This is a genomic window from Streptomyces sp. 63XJN7_1_ISO-PGPR-S23-121 (assembly GCF_056173025.1).
The window spans coordinates 1,833,118-1,849,211 of sequence record NZ_CM149653.1; the positions used below are offsets into that span (position 1 = coordinate 1,833,118).

Here is a 16,094-nt window from a genome sequence, read left to right on the forward strand (position 1 = left end):
GGTCACCGAAGCGGCCCGGGAAGGGAGTGTTTATCGTCAGGCAGACGACTATGATCGCCGCATGCCCTACGACCCGTCAGCCTTTCCGCCCTTCGCCGTCACCGTGGACCTGGTCGTGCTGACCGTGCGCCGCCACTCCCTGTGCGCGCTGGCGGTGCGCCGGGGCGAGTCGCCGTTCCAGGGGTGCTGGGCCCTGCCGGGCGGTTTCGTGCGGGCCGACGAGGACCTGGCGCAGGCGGCGGCGAGGGAGCTGGCCGAGGAGACGGGGCTGCGCGTCCACGACCCCGCCGCGCCCGCCCAGGACAACGGTGCCCATCTGGAGCAGCTCGCGACGTACGGCGACCCGAAGCGCGACCCCCGGATGCGCGTGGTCAGTGTCGCGCATCTCGCGCTCGCCCCCGACCTGCCCGCGCCCCGGGCGGGCGGCGACGCCAGCAACGCGCGCTGGGCACCGGTCGAGGAACTGCTGGAACAGGGCGGTTACGGCAGCGACGGTGAGCCGCTGGCACCACTCGCCTTCGACCACGCCCAGATCCTGGCGGACGGGGTGGAACGGGCGCGTTCCAAGATCGAGTACTCGTCGCTGGCCACCGCGTTCTGTCCGCCCGAGTTCACCGTCGGCGAATTGCGGCGCGTCTACGAGGCGGTGTGGAGCGTGTCCCTCGACCCGCGCAACTTCCACCGCAAGGTGACGGGCACGCCCGGCTTCCTCGTCCCCACCGGCGGGACGACCACCCGCCAGGGCGGCCGCCCGGCCCAGCTCTTCCGAGCCGGCGGCGCGACACTCCTCAACCCCCCGATGCTGCGCCCCGAGGTGTGACGCCGAGCCGGCCGGGCCCCGGTGCGAAGGCGAGCGACGGACCGGCACAATCGATCCATTTACACCCAGAAAGCCGCATGATGCCCGAAATATAAGGTTTTACACGCTATCTTGCTGCGGGTGATCCAGGCCTTCGGATTGACCAGCATCCCCCGCAAGGAGCATCCGCCCGCCGTCGACGACGTCTCCTTCGAGGCCGGCGCGGGCCGCGTCACCGCACTGCTCGGAGCCCCGGGCGCGGGTGGGGCGACGGTGCTCAGACTCATGCTCGAACTGCAACGCGGCCGTGGCATCACCTACTTCAGAGGCCGCCCCCTGCACCGCATCGCCCACCCCTCGCGCGAGGTCGGTGTGCTGCTGGGCGATGTACCCGGACACCCGGCCCGTACCGTCCGCGGCCATCTGCGGATGCTCTGCGCGGCTGCCGGTGTTCCCGTCCGGCGTGGTGACGAGGTCCTGGAGTCGGTGGGCCTCGTGAATCTGCGCGACGAGCGCCTGGGCACCCTGGCGCGCGGTATGGACCGGCGCCTCGGCCTGGCCTGTGCGCTGCTGGCCGATCCGCACACCCTGGTGCTTGACGATCCGGCCGGCGCGCTCTCCGCCCGTGAGGCCCGCTGGCTGCACGGCGCCCTGCGCGCCCACGCGGCGCAGGGTGGCACCGTCCTGTTCAGCACTTCCGACCCCAAGGAGGCGGCGCGCGACGCCGACCACGTCGTCACGCTGGAGCAGGGCAGAGTCGTCGCCGACCAGGCGGCCGCGGACTTCTCCCGTACCCGGCTCCGCCCCCGCGTCGTCGTGCGCAGCCCGCACGCGGCCCGTCTCGCCGCCCTCCTGGCCAAGGAGGCGCGCATAGGACGTCGTTCGGTCGAGGTCGTGCAGGAGAGCGGCAACCGCCTCGCCGTGTACGGCAGTACGTGCGCCGACATCGGCGAGGCCGCCTTCCGTCACGGCATCCTCGTCCACCAACTGGCCGACGAGGTGGGGGACATGGGGCCGGGAGCCGGTACGGCGCCTGCCGAACGGTCACGTCCGGTCCACTTGCACCGGTCCGCCGGAGGCAGTGCGGCCCCGGCCGCTCGCCAACCGGCCGGCACGGGCGCTTCGGCCACGGGTGCCGATCCGTCGGCCACCCACGGGGCCACCGCCGAGGATCCCCCAGCCACCGGCGCCGTCCCCTCGACCCCCGCCGCCGGTCCGTCGTCCGACGGGCCACGGCATGGGCGTGCCGACGCGGCGGGACCGGCCGGTCCCTACCGGATTCCCGGCCCCGCCGGTGCTCCGTGGTCCGACCGGCCCAGATCCGCCGCCACCGCCGACGAGCCCGGGCAGCCGGTGCCGCACAAGGTGTCGTCCCCGGGAGGCCGCGCGGCCGCTTCGGCCTCCGGAGCGTCCGCGCCGGGGGGCGCCACCCAAACCGAAGGGGGAGCCGGACCCGACGCCGGAGAGGACTCCCCGAACCCGGCGTCGGACGACTCCCGCCCCGCGTCCCCTCCCACCGCTCCAGCCTCCCGGGGGACACCGCGTGCGCGCGCCGCGCTCACCCCCGTCGCAGCGGCTTCCGGCCGAGCCCTGTCCCCGCTCCCGCCCCCCATCTCCGTCCGCTCCGCCCCGAGCCCCCTGCGGCCGCTCAGGTACGAACTGCGCCGTGCGACCGGCGTCGGCACCGGGTTCCTCGTCGGGGCGGCCGTCCTGCTCGTGTCCGCGGTCACCGCCGTGCTCCTCGCCCGCATCGGGCACACCCCGCAGCCGCGCCTGCTGGCCGCCTGGCCGCGGGAGCTGCCGCTGCCGCCCGCCGCGCTCGGCGCGGGACTGCTCGGCGCGCTGTCCTTCGGTGACGAGTTCCGTCACCCCGCCCTGGCGGCCGACCGGGGCACCGTGCCCCGCCGGCTCGGGCTGCTGACCGCCAAACTCGTCGTCTCCGCCGCCACCGCGATCGTGCTGGCCGTTCTCACGGCGGGCTGCGACGCCGAGGTGCTGCACCTGTTCTACGGCCGCGAGTTCTCCCGCGTCCCCGCCGACTGGCCCGCCCTGAGCGCCGGTTGGCTCGGGCTCTGCGTCGGCTGCGCCTGGTCCGGTGTGCTGGCCGCGGGGGTCTTCCGGTCCACGACGGCCGGGCTCGCCGCGGTGGTCGCCGTTCCGGTCCTCGTCGTGCCCCTCGTACAGAGGGCCTGGCAGGGCCCGTCCGTACGGACCGCCGTCGGCCTTCCGATGAGGCTGCGGGAGGTGCTCCTGACGCAGTGGCCCTTCGGCGGACAGCGCTACCTCGGCGAGATCCTGCGCGTGGTCGCCCAACCCGTGGGCAGCGCCATGGCGTTGTCGCTGACCGCTCTGCTCTGCGCCTACCTGCTCACGTCCCTGCGCGGCAGGACCCGATGAAGGGTGCTCGTTCCCTTCCCGTTCGACCGTGTGCGCAACTCCCCGGGGAAAGCCCATTTCTTTCCGATAAGGCGTCAATTGCGACGGGGTGAGCGATCACCCTTTCGTGTGCTTTTCACCAAAGACCTCAAGGGAGTTGGGAACGCCGCCGACAAAGGATGCGTGACTACCCTTGCGCACACCATGATGACCGCCGCCCGTTCCGCCGACTCCGGCCTGGCGAACCAGGGCGGAATCGACCGCTACCCGTACGCCGAGGCGCCTGCCGCCGACCGGGTCGGGGTGCCCGCCTGGGAAGGCGTGGAGCCCGAGCTGGGACGGGTGGGCCGGCGTACCGCGGGCAGCCGGGGGCGCGGACTGCACGGGCAACTCGTCCAGCAGCTCGGACAGATGATCGTTTCGGGTGATCTGGGTGCCGACCGCCCCCTGGTGCCCGAGGAGATCGGCCAGCGTTTCGAGGTTTCCCGCACCGTCGTCCGTGAGTCCCTCCGCGTCCTGGAGGCCAAGGGCCTGGTCAGTGCCCGCCCGAACGTCGGTACGCGGGTGCGTCCCGTCAGCGACTGGAACCTGCTCGACCCCGACATCATCGAATGGCGCGCCTTCGGCCCGCAGCGCGACGACCAGCGCCGCGAGCTCAGCGAGCTGCGCTGGACGATGGAGCCGCTCGCGGCCCGCCTGGCCGCCGGGCACGGGCGCGAGGACGTCCAGCAGCGGCTGGGCGACATGGTCGGGATCATGGGCCACGCCATGGGGCAGGGCGACGCGCTCACCTTCGCCCGCGCCGATGCCGAGTTCCACACCCTGCTCATCCAGGTCGCCGGCAATCGCATGCTGGGCCACCTCTCGGGGATCGTCTCCGCCGCGCTCCACGTCTCCGGCGGACCGGTCACGGGTTGTGACCGGCCGAGCGACGCCTCGCTGGCGCAGCACGGCCGGATCGTCGACGCCCTGGCTGCCGGGGACGGCGCCGCGGCCGAGTCGGCCATGCGGCAGCTCCTGGCCGTCCACCCCGAGGTGGACCGTGTGGTGCCCGCCCCGCGCGAGCACTGACCGCGCTCCACCGACACGGCGCGCGCCGGCCGCTCCGGCACCCTCCTCCGGCAGTGGCCGGCCGGCCCGCCGCCGCGGACCTCGCGGGATCTCCGGGATCCCGCGAGGTCCGATGGTGTCCCGGCGGTGTTCCGGCCGTGGCCCCGCGGTGTTTGATGGCGCTCCCGCGGTGTTCCGACGGTGTGATGAACCGCTTGAGGCTCCCCGTGTGGTCGAATCGGACGTTCGGCTGCCCCTTCTTGTTTACAGATGGCAGGTTTTGAGCGCTTACGGGGTGTGACTCGGGCCACGCGGATTGGGCGTAACGCTCGCGGGAACAACACGATGACCTAAGAGGTGACAGCCGCGGAGGGAATACGGACGCCGTTCACGGCGCTGTGCATCTCCCCGGCGCCCGCCCGCGCCGTCGGCCCATCCCCAAGCCGGTGGTCGGCTCCTGTCCGCCCTGGACGGTGCCGGAAGCCGTTTTCCAACGTTCCGAGAGGTTGTTCGTGTCGGCCAGCACATCCCGTACGCTCCCGCCGGAGATCGCCGAATCCGTCTCTGTCATGGCGCTCATCGAGCGGGGAAAGGCTGAGGGGCAGATCGCCGGCGATGACGTGCGTCGGGCCTTCGAAGCTGACCAGATTCCGGCCACTCAGTGGAAGAACGTACTGCGCAGCCTCAACCAGATCCTCGAGGAAGAGGGTGTGACGCTGATGGTCAGTGCCGCAGAGCCCAAGCGCACCCGAAAGAGCGTCGCAGCGAAGAGTCCCGCCAAGCGCACCGCCACCAAGACGGTCGCGGCGAAGACGGTGACCAGCAGGAAGGCCACCGCCCCCACCGCCCCGGCGGCGCCCGCCACCGACTCCGCGGTCGAGGAGGAGGCGCCGGCCAAGAAGGCGGCTGCCAAGAAGACCACCGCCAAGAAGGCGGCGACGAAGAAGACGACCGCCAAGAAGACGGCGGCCAAGAAGACCACCGCCAAGAAGGACGACGGCGAGCTTCTCGAGGACGAGGCGATCGAGGAGCCGAAGGGCGCGACCGAGGAGCCCGAGGGCACCGAGAACGCGGGCTTCGTGCTGTCCGACGAGGACGAGGACGACGCCCCGGCCCAGCAGGTCGCGGCGGCCGGCGCCACCGCCGACCCGGTCAAGGACTACCTCAAGCAGATCGGCAAGGTCCCCCTGCTCAACGCCGAGCAGGAGGTCGAGCTCGCCAAGCGCATCGAGGCCGGTCTGTTCGCCGAGGACAAGCTGGCGAACTCCGACAAGCTCGCACCCAAGCTCAAGCGTGAGCTGGAGATCATCGCCGAGGACGGCCGCCGCGCCAAGAACCACCTCCTGGAGGCCAACCTCCGCCTGGTGGTCTCCCTGGCCAAGCGCTACACCGGCCGCGGCATGCTCTTCCTGGACCTGATCCAGGAGGGCAACCTCGGTCTGATCCGCGCGGTCGAGAAGTTCGACTACACCAAGGGCTACAAGTTCTCCACGTATGCCACCTGGTGGATCCGTCAGGCGATCACCCGCGCGATGGCCGACCAGGCCCGTACCATCCGTATCCCGGTGCACATGGTCGAGGTCATCAACAAGCTCGCGCGCGTCCAGCGCCAGATGCTCCAGGACCTGGGCCGCGAGCCCACCCCGGAGGAGCTGGCCAAGGAACTCGACATGACCCCGGAGAAGGTCATCGAGGTCCAGAAGTACGGCCGCGAGCCCATCTCCCTGCACACCCCGCTGGGCGAGGACGGCGACAGCGAGTTCGGTGACCTGATCGAGGACTCCGAGGCCGTCGTCCCGGCCGACGCCGTCAGCTTCACGCTCCTCCAGGAGCAGCTGCACTCGGTTCTGGACACCCTGTCCGAGCGCGAGGCGGGTGTCGTCTCCATGCGGTTCGGTCTCACCGATGGTCAGCCGAAGACCCTCGACGAGATCGGCAAGGTCTACGGCGTCACGCGCGAGCGCATCCGCCAGATCGAGTCGAAGACCATGTCGAAGCTGCGTCACCCGTCGCGTTCGCAGGTGCTGCGCGACTACCTCGACTAGGAGCGGTCGTACGGCCCGCCGAGGCGGGCGTGGAGAACGAAGGCCCGGTTCCCCGATGGGGGACCGGGCCTTCGTGCTGACCAGCGGGTGCGAGGGGCGACGGGGTGAATCACCCTGGGTGTCCACTGTCCACCCCTCCGTGAGGAGTCTGCATGCGTCGCCTCTTTGCCCGGGCACTGGCCCGGCCGCTCGTCCTGGCGGCCGCGGCGACAGCGATACCACTGGCCTCCGCGACTTCGGCACCCGCCTCGGTCTCCACCGGCGGCATCGTCGTCGGGGGGTTCCCGGTCGACGTGTCCGACAGTCCGTGGACCGTGGCGCTCTCCAGCCGTGACCGGTTCGGAGGTACGCGGTCGGGACAGTTCTGCGGCGGAGTCGCCGTCGGACCGACCACCGTGCTCACGGCGGCCCACTGCATGGGTGAGGAGGTCCTGGGATCCCCGCCGGAACAGGTGCGTGACCTGAAGGTCGTCGCGGGCCGCACGGACCTGCTCTCGGACGACGGGGAGGAGATCCCCGTACGGGACGTCTGGGTGAATCCGGCCCACGACGACGCCAGCAACGTCGGCGACTTCGCCGTGCTCACCCTCTCCCGGGCCCTGCCCGCCGGCTCGGCCCTGGCCATGGCGGCCGACGGGGACCCCGCGTACGCACCGGGGACGGCAGCGCTGGTCTACGGGTGGGGGGACGCCACGGGCGCCGGGGACTACGCCAACGGTCTGCGGGCGTCACGCGTGCGCGTTCTGCCCGACACCCTGTGTCAGAGGGCCTATCCGGGGGGTGGTGACGGCAGGTACCGGTCCGACACCATGCTGTGTGCCGGGATGGAGGCCGGCGGTCGCGACGCATGCCAGGGCGACAGCGGGGGGCCGCTGGTCGCCGGGGGGAGACTCATCGGGCTCGTGTCCTGGGGGAACGGGTGCGGGCGACCCGGCAGCCCCGGGGTGTACACGCGGATCTCCGCCGCTCTGCGGACGTTGGGCTGGGACAGGGCCCGGACCGAGCCCAGCGGCAGTGCCAGGGCGTCTGACGCGTCCTGAGGAGTTTCCGGACACGAGCACGGGCGGCTACCTCCGTGTCGGAGGCAGCCGCCCGTCATCCGGCCTCTGCCGGTTCGCTCGTCGTCGGGGCGCGCAGTGTGTCAGCGGTCTTCCTCGGAGGAAGACGCGGGAACGGTCGTGAGCCGCTCCGTCTCGTCCTGTATCTCAGCGGCGATCTTCTTGAGTTCCGGCTCGAACTTGCGACCGTGGTGGGCGCAGAAGAGCAGTTCTCCGCCGCTCAGCAGGACGACGCGCAGGTATGCCTGGGCGCCGCAGCGGTCGCAGCGATCAGCGGCCGTCAACGGGCTCGCGGAAGTCAGAACAGTAGTCACGTCGCCTCTTCTCTAGCTCGACGAGCTGTCGTACCAGGGTCAACATCCAACCAGCCCCAAAACGTTCCCGCTCGTGGCTTTTCCTCGAAAAAATTTCTTCCGAGTGGCCGGCTGTTGCCGGTTGGCGGCGAATGTGCCGTATTGCGTGTCTCTGTGTCGTACGGGTTCGCGCGGTCGGTCAGTGGGTCGGTCCCGCCGGCTGGGTTGCCGGTTTGTTCATGAGGACGTGCCCGGAGCCTAAATGGTTCATGCCTCGAAGGGAACGTGATGTGTACTTCACTCCATCGAGGGATCGAACAAGTATACGACCGTGGTCTAGGGTGGGATTTCCGCGAGGGTGGCGTTACACCGGCTCTACCAGGCATCGGTACCCTCTGACCGGTGAACCGAGCCGCGCCGTTACCCAGCGGGGCCCCATCTGAAATTCAGCGAGGAGCGAACCGCGTGACCGCCGAGACGTCCGTGCCGTCCACTGCGCTGCTGGCAGGAGCAGACCGGGACGGATCCAACTACACCGCGCGGCACCTGCTCGTCCTCGAGGGGCTCGAGGCCGTACGCAAGCGTCCGGGCATGTACATCGGGTCGACCGACAGCCGTGGACTGATGCACTGCCTCTGGGAGATCATCGACAACTCCGTCGACGAGGCCCTCGGGGGTTACTGCGACCACATCGAGGTGATCCTCCACGACGACGCGTCGGTGGAGGTCCGGGACAACGGCCGGGGCATCCCGGTCGACGTCGAGCCCAAGACCGGCCTGTCCGGCGTCGAGGTCGTCATGACCAAGCTGCACGCCGGAGGCAAGTTCGGCGGTGGCTCGTACGCCGCCTCGGGCGGCCTGCACGGCGTCGGCGCCTCCGTGGTGAACGCCCTGTCCGCCCGTCTCGACATCGAGGTGGACCGCAGCGGGAACACGCACGCCATCAGCTTCCGGCGCGGAGTCCCGGGCGCGTTCGCCGGTGCGGGCCCGGACGGCAGGTTCGAGGCCGGGAGCGGGCTGCGCAAGGCCAGGAAGATCCCCAAGAGCCGCACCGGCACGCGCGTGCGCTACTGGGCCGACCGGCAGATCTTCCTCAAGGACGCCAAGCTCTCCCTCGACACGCTGCACCAGCGCGCCCGCCAGACCGCCTTCCTGGTGCCCGGACTCACCATCGTGGTCCGTGACGAGTTCGGCCTCGGCGACGGCGGCAGCAAGGGCGAGGAATCCTTCCGCTTCGACGGCGGCATCAGCGAGTTCTGCGAGTTCCTGGCCACGGACCGGCCCGTCTGCGACGTCCTCCGCTTCAGCGGGCAGGGCAGCTTCAAGGAGACCGTCCCCGTCCTCGATGAGTACGGGCAGATGACGCCCACCGAGGTCACCCGCGACCTGGGCGTCGACGTCGCCATGCGCTGGGGCACCGGGTACGACACCACGCTCAGGTCGTTCGTCAACATCATCGCCACGCCCAAGGGCGGCACCCACGTCGCCGGCTTCGAGCAGGCGGTCGCCAAGACGATGAACGAGGTGCTGCGGGCCAAGAAGCTCCTGCGCGTCGCCGAGGACGACATCGTCAAGGACGACGCCCTCGAGGGACTGACGGCGGTCGTCACGGTCCGTCTCGCCGAGCCGCAGTTCGAGGGGCAGACCAAGGAGGTCCTCGGCACCTCGGCGGCCCGGCGCATCGTGAACAACGTGATCAGCAAGGAACTCAAGGCGTTCCTGACCTCCACCAAGCGCGACGCCGCCCAGCAGGCCCGCGTGGTCATGGAGAAGGCCGTCGCCGCGGCCCGCACCCGCATCGCGGCCCGGCAGCACAAGGACGCCCAGCGCCGCAAGACGGCCCTGGAGTCCTCCTCGCTGCCCGCGAAGCTCGCCGACTGCCGCAGCGACGACGTCGACCGCAGCGAGTTGTTCATCGTCGAGGGCGACTCCGCGCTGGGTACGGCGAAGCTCGCCCGGAACTCCGAGTTCCAGGCGCTGCTGCCGATCCGCGGCAAGATCCTCAACGTCCAGAAGTCGTCCGTGTCGGACATGCTGAAGAACGCCGAGTGCGGCGCGATCATCCAGGTCATAGGAGCCGGGTCGGGCCGTACCTTCGACATCGACACGGCCCGCTACGGCAAGATCATCATGATGACCGACGCCGATGTGGACGGCTCCCACATCCGGACGCTGCTCCTGACGCTGTTCCACCGCTACATGCGGCCCATGGTCGAGGCCGGCCGGGTGTTCGCCGCGGTGCCGCCCCTGCACCGCATCGAGCTCACCCAGCCGAAGAAGGGCCAGGACAAGTACGTCTACACGTACTCGGACCGCGAGCTGCGCGACAAGCTCATGGAGTTCCAGACCAAGGGCATCCGGTACAAGGACTCCATCCAGCGTTACAAGGGCCTCGGCGAGATGGACGCCGACCAGCTGGCCGAGACCACCATGGACCCGCGCCGCCGCACGCTGCGCCGGATCAACCTCACCGATCTGGAGTCCGCCGAGCAGGTCTTCGACCTGCTGATGGGCAACGACGTCGCTCCCCGCAAGGAGTTCATCTCCAACTCGGCGGCGACGCTGGACCGGTCGCGCATCGACGCCTAGCCGCAGCTCCCCGGCCCGGCTCCGGGCCCTGTCCCTCTCCGGGCAGGGCCCGGAGCCGGGCCGCGTGCTGTCCCGGTGGAGGGCGGGGATCAAGGACCGCGCCCGGGCGGTGCGTTGCGCGTAGAGGGAGGGGCCGGTGCGGCCACCGGTGGGGTGAGTCACCTGATGGGGTGAAGTACAGGGGGAAGAGAAGTCGGGGATCTTCCCGTTCTGTCCATCCTTGGGCATGGAGTCAAGCAACGATCGCCCGCGCGGTGCCGGGGCCGGTCCCGACGTCGCGGTCGACCACCGCGACGGCCGGGACCAGGCCCTCGCCGAGGCGTCCGCGGACCCGAGGTACGACGACCCCTGGTACGACGCCCTCGCCTCCGGTTGGGGCGAGTCGGCGGGCGCGGAGGCTCCCGCGGCGGCGGTGCCCCCGGCCCGCGGGGGAGCGACGGGGCGGACTCCTCCGGGCGCGGCCGAGGTCTACCTGGAGGTGCAGCGCAGTGCGGCCTTCCAGGAAGTCCGCAGCCGGTACCGGAGGTTCGTGGTCCCGGCCGTCGCCGCCTTCTTCGCCTGGTACGTCGCCTATGTGGTGACCGCCACCACGGCGCCCGGCCTGATGGCCCGTCCGGTGGCCGGTGCGGTGAACGTGGCGATGCTGGCGGGACTCGGTCAGTTCCTCACGACGTTCGTACTCACCTGGGCGTACGCCCGGCACGCCCGGCTGCGCAGGGACCGCGCCGCGCTCGAACTGCGCTGGGACACCCAGGAACTGACCCGTGGCGTCCGGGGCGGTGCCTCATGACGGGCGACCACCAGACACCGGCCCTGTTGCTGTTCAGCACGTTCGTCGCCGTCACCCTGGGCATCACGACGTGGGTGAGCCGTCACCGGCAGGGATCGGCGGAGGAGTTCTACGCGGGGGGCCGTCTCTTCTCGCCGATGGAAAACGGCTTCGCCATCGCGGGCGACTACATGTCCGCCGCATCGTTCCTGGGCATCTCCGGCCTCATCGCGCTCTACGGCTACGACGGCATGCTGTACTCGGTCGGCTTCCTGGTCGCCTGGCTCGTCGTGCTGTTCCTGGTCGCCGAACTCGTGCGCAACTGCGGCAGGTTCACCCTCGCGGACGTCGTGGCCGCCCGCATGAGGGAACGGCCGGTGCGGATCGCGGCGGGCACCTCCTCGGTCACCGTGTCCGTGCTGTACCTGGTGGCGCAGATGGTGGGCGCGGGCAGCCTGGTCGCGCTGCTGCTCGGCGGCACGGGTGACGCGGCGCGGACCTGGACCGTCATCGGCGTCGGCGCGCTGATGGTGATCTACGTGTCGCTGGGCGGGATGCGGGCCACCACCTGGATCCAGATCGTGAAGGCGGTGCTGCTGCTCGGCGGCACCGTCGCGCTGACCGCGCTCGTCCTGGTCCGCTTCCACGGCGACGTGGACCGGCTGCTGCGCACGGCGGCCGAGCGCAGTGGGCACGGCGACGCGTTCCTGGCGCCGGGACTGGCGTACGGCGGGGACTGGACGTCCCGCTTCGACTTCATCAGCCTCGGACTCGCCCTGGTCCTGGGCACGGCCGGGCTGCCGCACATCCTGTCCCGCTTCTACACCGTGCCCACCGCCCGCGCGGCGCGGCGCTCGGTGGTCTGGTCGATCGGCCTCATCGGGGGTTTCTACCTGATGACGATCGTCCTCGGTTTCGGTGCCGCCGCCGTCGTCGGACCGGACGCCGTACGGGCGTCGAACGGGGCGGGCAACACGGCGGTGCCCTTGCTGGCGCTCGACCTCGGCGGCGGCGCCGGCTCCACCGGTGGCACGGTCCTGTTCGCGGTCGTGGCCGCCGTCGCGTTCGCCACCATCCTCGCTGTGGTCGCGGGCATCACGCTGGCCTCCTCGGCGTCCGTGGCCCACGACCTGTACGCGTCCCTGCGCCGCCGTGACGCCGAGCCGCGCAGCGAGGTCACCGTGGCGCGCGTCGCCGCCGTCGGGATCGGCGCCGTCGCGATCGCCCTCGGCCTGCTCGCCCGCGACCTCAACGTCGCCTTCCTGGTGGGGCTCGCCTTCGCCGTCGCCGCGTCGGCCAACCTGCCGGTGCTGCTCTTCTCGCTGTTCTGGCGCCGCTTCACCACACGCGGTGCGGTGTGTGCGGTCTACGGCGGACTTGTCCCGGCCGTGGTGCTCGTGCTGCTGTCGCCGGTGGTGTCGGGCAGCCCGCAGTCGCTGTTCCCGGGCGCCGACTTCCAGTACTTCCCGTTGCAGAACCCCGGCCTGGTCTCGATCCCGCTGGGCTTCGTCGCCGGCTGGCTCGGCACGGTCACTTCCACGGAGAGGGCCGACGAGGCCAGGCACGCCGAGACGGAGGTGCGGTCGCTGACGGGGGCGGGTGCCGTCTAGTCCGGAGTCGGCCCCGTCCGCCGGCGGCGCGCCCGGCGTCTCAGGCGCGGGCGGCCCACTCGTAACGGTGCTCCGGACGGCCCGCGTCGCCGTACTTGAGGGTCAGCCGCGTCCGTCCCGTGCGTTCCAGGAGCTTCAGGTAGCGCTGGGCGGTCTGGCGGCTCACCCCGGTCCGCTCCGCGATCTCCTGGGCGGACAGCGGCCCATCGGCGCTCATCAGGCACTGGCGTACCAGCTCGGCGGTGGTGGGGGAGTGCCCCTTGGGCAGTCCCGGTTCCGAAGGCGCCGACAGGGCGCCGAAGATGCGGTCCACCTCCGCCTGCTCGGCCTCACCCCCGCCGTCGAGGGTGCGGCGCAGCTCCGCGTAGGCCTCGAGCTTGGCGCGCAGGCCCGCGAAGGCGAACGGTTTGACGAGGTACTGCAGGGCCCCCTGTCGCATCGCCGCCTGGACGGTCGACACGTCCCGCGCGGCCGTCACCATGATCACGTCGGTCTGGTGACCACGCCGCCGCATCTCCCGGACGACCTCCAGACCGGTCCGGTCGGGCAGATAGTGGTCCAGCAGGATCAGGTCCAGGCGGGGCAGGGTCTCCACGCGGTGCAGCGCCTCCGCCGCGCTGTGCGCCTCGCCGGCCACGTGGAAGCCCGGCACCTTCTCGACGTAGGCGGCGTTGACCCGCGCGACCCTCGTGTCGTCGTCCACGACCAGGACCTCGATCATCGGGACTCCTCCTCCGCGACGGTGTGCACGCGGCCGGTGCTGTCGGGACCGGGGCGCACGGGGACGGTGAGGGCGGGCCGCGGGTCCGCCTCGGTCAGCGCCTCGGGCAGGACGACGACGAACTCCGCGCCCCCGCCGTGCGCGGCGCGGACGGTGGCACTGCCTCCCTGTCGCTCCGCGAGCCTGCGCACCAGGGACAGTCCGATGCCGCGCCGGCGGTGCGCGGGCGGTTCCTTGGTGGACCATCCCTCCGTGAACACCAGCTCGCGGTGCTCACGCGGGACTCCCGGACCCGTGTCGCGCACCGTGAGCGTCACCCCGCGGCCCTCCGCGCGCAGTCCAACCTCCACGCGCGCGTGCGCCGCGCCCGCGACGGCGTCCAGCGCGTTGTCGACCAGGTTGCCTACGACCGTGACGAGCCCCCTGGGGTCCACCAAGCGGTCCGGCAGCCGTGTCCGGTCCGACACCCACAGGGCGACCTGGCGCTCGGCCGCGACGGTCGCCTTGCCGACCAGTAGCGCGGCGAGCAGCGGGTCCCGGATCCGCTCGGTGATCTGCTCCGCGGTGGCCCGGTGGTCGCCGACCACCTCGCCGACGAAATCCACGGCGTCGTCGTACATCTCCAGTTCGAGCAGCCCCAGCAGCGTGTGCATGCGGTTGGCGTGCTCGTGGTCCTGAGCGCGCAGGGCGTCGATCAGACCGCGCGTCGAGTCCAGCTCACGGCCGAGCTGCTCGAGCTCGGTGCGGTCGCGCAGGGTGGCGACGGCGCCGCCGTCGTCGGTGGGCATCCGGTTGGCGACCAGGACCCGCTGTCCGCGCACGGTCAGCAGGTCGGTGCCGGCCACCCGCCCGGCCAGGACGTCGGCGGTGCGGCCCGCGCCGAGCGCCTCGTCGGGGGTGCGGCCGACGGCCTCCGAGCCGATGCCCAGCAGGCGCTGCGCCTCGTCGTTGAGGAGCCGGACCCGGCCGCCGCGGTCCAGGGCGACGACGCCCTCCCGGATGCCGTGCAGCATGGCCTCGCGCTCCGCGAGCAGCCCCGCGATGTCCGAGAAGGCCAGGTCGCGGGTCTGCCGCTGGACCCGGCGCGCGATGAGCCAGGCGGCCAGCGCGCCGACGGCCAGGGCACCTCCGGCGTAGGCGAGCAGCCCGGGAATGGCGTGGATCAGCCGGGCCCGGACGCTGTCGTACGCGATGCCCACCGAGACCGCCCCGACGATGTCGCCGTCACTGTCGCGCAGGGGCACCTTGCCGCGCGCGGAACGGCCCAGGGTGCCGTTGTCGATCTCCATGACCTCACGGCCGGCCAGGGCCTGTCCGGGGTCGGTGGACACGACCGAGCCGATCCGTGCCGGGTCGGTGTGCGACCAGCGCACTCCCTGCCGGTCCATCACGACGACGTACTCCGCGCTGGTCGCCTCGCGGACCCGTTCCGCCTCCCGCTGCACCGGGCCGCCCGCTGTCGGCGGACTGCTGCGCAGGTCCCGGGCGATCTGCGGATTCTGCGCGGTGGTCTGCGCGATCGCCAGGGCCCGGCGCATCGCCTGGTCGTCCAGCTGATCGCCGAGGGGAGCCAGGAACAGCCCGGTCGCGAGCACCGCGACCCCCGCGGCGATCGCCACCTGCATCAGCAGCACCTGGGAGAACACCCGCCGCGGCAGGCCGAGGCGCAGACGGCGAACGGGGGGAGTGGAGCTCATACCCATGACGGTACGTGGGGGCCGCGGCGTGCCGGAGACGGGTGTGGCGCGGATCTCGCGCGCGGAGTGGCCGGGGGCGGCGAGCGGACGCCTCCGGTGTTCCCGCCGCGGTCTCAGCTCGCCAGTGCCGTCACCGTCAGTTCGCGGACCGTCGTGACCTCCATCCGGGCCGGCGAGCCGAGCACCGACGTCGCACAGCTCTCCGGGCGGGCCGGCTGCGACGCGCCCTGGGCGACGGTGACCCGCCAGTGCCGTCCGTCGGTGTGGGCGACGGTCACCTCCCAGAGCGGGGCGTGGCCGTCGGTGCGGACGATGCTCAGCACCTGCGCGGCGTCCTCGCCCAGCGCCGAGCGGACGGCCAGTTCCGCCGCCTGGCCGGGCCGGTCCCACGCGGAGTTCCCGCGGCAGTGGTCCACCACGATCCGGTCGTCCCGGACGCCGTGCACGATGTCCTCGACGTCGTCGGCACGGACCCTGCCGTAGGCGTAGCCGTGCGGCAGGACGAGCATCGTCGGGGAGAAGCGGTGCCCTCCGAGGTGGGTGACCTCCCAGACCCCCTCGAACCCGGAGGCGGCGAGCTCGGCCGCCAGGGGACGGCCGAGGAGGGCGCAGCAGCGGTCGCGCTTCCCGTTGGTGCACACGAGGACGAGCGGATCGCCGGTGTGCGGACGGCCGGTGAGCGCGGCGTCGAACGAACGGCTGTCGCCCCCGCCGAGCGCGGCGAAGTCGAGGTCGAGCAGCCGGCGGGGGTCCGAGAGGGTGGCGCCGTGCAGCCAGGCGTTCCCCGGCGTGGTGTGGGCCGCGTACACCCGGCGGTCGGCGGGGGTGCGGCTGTCGGCGTGGCGGCCGGGGCGGCGGATGAGCGCGATGCGTACGCCCGTCCCCTTCGCGGCCGCCTCCAGGGCGCGGCCCAGCGCGGGATCCAGGTGGCTCGACGTGAGCGCCTTGGCGCCCCAGGGGCCGGGCTGTTCGAGCAGCAGCCAGGTCCTCGCGACCGGTGCCGTCCCCGAAACGGGCTCGCCGAGGTCCCGGGAGACGGTTGAGCACGTACTCACCTTGGTGAGCCTAACCTGAGTTGGCCGGAGAT

General features: G+C 71.8%; 12 protein-coding genes. 8 read left to right on the forward strand and 4 right to left on the reverse strand.

Annotation, left to right across the window (positions count from 1 at the left end; genetic code table 11):
- The first annotated feature begins 61 nt into the window (after positions 1 to 61).
- From AC0VYN_RS08405 to AC0VYN_RS08425, 5 genes are all read left to right on the forward strand, one after another.
- A complete protein-coding gene (locus AC0VYN_RS08405; protein WP_475535411.1) occupies positions 62 to 820 on the forward strand; it encodes an NUDIX hydrolase in 759 nt (252 codons plus the stop codon).
- Between the two features lie 120 nt (positions 821 to 940).
- On the forward strand, positions 941 to 3,196 hold the full coding sequence (locus AC0VYN_RS08410) for an ABC transporter ATP-binding protein (RefSeq protein WP_475535412.1): 2,256 nt from the start codon (positions 941 to 943) through the stop codon (positions 3,194 to 3,196).
- Between the two features lie 162 nt (positions 3,197 to 3,358).
- Positions 3,359 to 4,246 carry a FadR/GntR family transcriptional regulator gene (locus tag AC0VYN_RS08415; RefSeq protein ID WP_475535413.1) on the forward strand — a complete coding sequence of 296 codons (888 nt, stop codon included), beginning with the start codon at positions 3,359 to 3,361 and terminating at the stop codon, positions 4,244 to 4,246.
- A gap of 491 nt (positions 4,247 to 4,737) precedes the next feature.
- Positions 4,738 to 6,270 carry an RNA polymerase sigma factor gene (locus tag AC0VYN_RS08420; RefSeq protein WP_385473270.1) on the forward strand — a complete coding sequence of 511 codons (1,533 nt, stop codon included), beginning with the start codon at positions 4,738 to 4,740 and terminating at the stop codon, positions 6,268 to 6,270.
- 152 nt (positions 6,271 to 6,422) lie between these two features.
- A complete protein-coding gene (locus AC0VYN_RS08425) occupies positions 6,423 to 7,310 on the forward strand; it encodes a S1 family peptidase (protein ID WP_475535414.1) in 888 nt (295 codons plus the stop codon).
- Between the two features lie 101 nt (positions 7,311 to 7,411).
- On the opposite strand, the gene AC0VYN_RS08430 is transcribed toward AC0VYN_RS08425, so the two are convergent.
- Positions 7,412 to 7,642, reverse strand: a complete 231-nt coding sequence (locus AC0VYN_RS08430) for a DUF7455 domain-containing protein (protein ID WP_475535415.1) — start codon at positions 7,640 to 7,642, stop codon at positions 7,412 to 7,414.
- A gap of 444 nt (positions 7,643 to 8,086) precedes the next feature.
- Here AC0VYN_RS08430 and AC0VYN_RS08435 point away from each other — a divergent pair, with 444 nt between their 5' ends.
- The 3 genes from AC0VYN_RS08435 to AC0VYN_RS08445 all read left to right on the forward strand — a co-directional run bounded on the left by AC0VYN_RS08435 (position 8,087) and on the right by AC0VYN_RS08445 (position 12,589).
- Positions 8,087 to 10,210 (forward strand): DNA gyrase/topoisomerase IV subunit B, encoded by a 2,124-nt coding sequence (locus AC0VYN_RS08435; RefSeq protein ID WP_475535416.1) that lies wholly within the window; start codon positions 8,087 to 8,089, stop codon positions 10,208 to 10,210.
- 226 nt (positions 10,211 to 10,436) lie between these two features.
- Positions 10,437 to 11,000 carry a DUF485 domain-containing protein gene (locus tag AC0VYN_RS08440; RefSeq protein ID WP_475535417.1) on the forward strand — a complete coding sequence of 188 codons (564 nt, stop codon included), beginning with the start codon at positions 10,437 to 10,439 and terminating at the stop codon, positions 10,998 to 11,000.
- The gene (locus AC0VYN_RS08445) at positions 10,997 to 12,589 is read left to right on the forward strand and encodes a solute symporter family protein (RefSeq protein WP_475535418.1); all 1,593 of its coding nucleotides are present in this window, start codon (positions 10,997 to 10,999) and stop codon (positions 12,587 to 12,589) included. Before AC0VYN_RS08440 ends, AC0VYN_RS08445 begins: the two co-directional genes overlap by 4 nt.
- A gap of 40 nt (positions 12,590 to 12,629) precedes the next feature.
- Here AC0VYN_RS08445 and AC0VYN_RS08450 read toward each other — a convergent pair whose 3' ends face one another.
- From AC0VYN_RS08450 to AC0VYN_RS08460, 3 genes are all read right to left on the reverse strand, one after another.
- On the reverse strand, positions 12,630 to 13,310 hold the full coding sequence (locus AC0VYN_RS08450; protein ID WP_475535419.1) for a response regulator: 681 nt from the start codon (positions 13,308 to 13,310) through the stop codon (positions 12,630 to 12,632).
- On the reverse strand, positions 13,307 to 15,007 hold the full coding sequence (locus AC0VYN_RS08455) for an ATP-binding protein (RefSeq protein ID WP_475535420.1): 1,701 nt from the start codon (positions 15,005 to 15,007) through the stop codon (positions 13,307 to 13,309). Before AC0VYN_RS08455 ends, AC0VYN_RS08450 begins: the two co-directional genes overlap by 4 nt.
- Positions 15,008 to 15,120: 113 nt before the next feature.
- Positions 15,121 to 16,062: a sucrase ferredoxin gene (locus tag AC0VYN_RS08460; protein WP_475535421.1), complete on the reverse strand. Its 942-nt coding sequence runs from the start codon at positions 16,060 to 16,062 to the stop codon at positions 15,121 to 15,123.
- Positions 16,063 to 16,094: the final 32 nt, after the last annotated feature.

Excerpts from the sequence above, each read along its gene's own strand:
- AC0VYN_RS08445 (WP_475535418.1), top strand. The coding sequence starts at position 10,997 with ATGACGGGCGACCACCAGACACCGGCCCTGTTGCTGTTCAGCACGTTC.
- AC0VYN_RS08440 (WP_475535417.1), top strand. The coding sequence starts at position 10,437 with ATGGAGTCAAGCAACGATCGCCCGCGCGGTGCCGGGGCCGGTCCCGAC.
- AC0VYN_RS08405 (WP_475535411.1), top strand. The coding sequence starts at position 62 with ATGCCCTACGACCCGTCAGCCTTTCCGCCCTTCGCCGTCACCGTGGAC.
- AC0VYN_RS08425 (WP_475535414.1), top strand. The coding sequence starts at position 6,423 with ATGCGTCGCCTCTTTGCCCGGGCACTGGCCCGGCCGCTCGTCCTGGCG.
- AC0VYN_RS08450 (WP_475535419.1), bottom strand. The coding sequence starts at position 13,310 with ATGATCGAGGTCCTGGTCGTGGACGACGACACGAGGGTCGCGCGGGTC.
- AC0VYN_RS08455 (WP_475535420.1), bottom strand. The coding sequence starts at position 15,007 with ATGAGCTCCACTCCCCCCGTTCGCCGTCTGCGCCTCGGCCTGCCGCGG.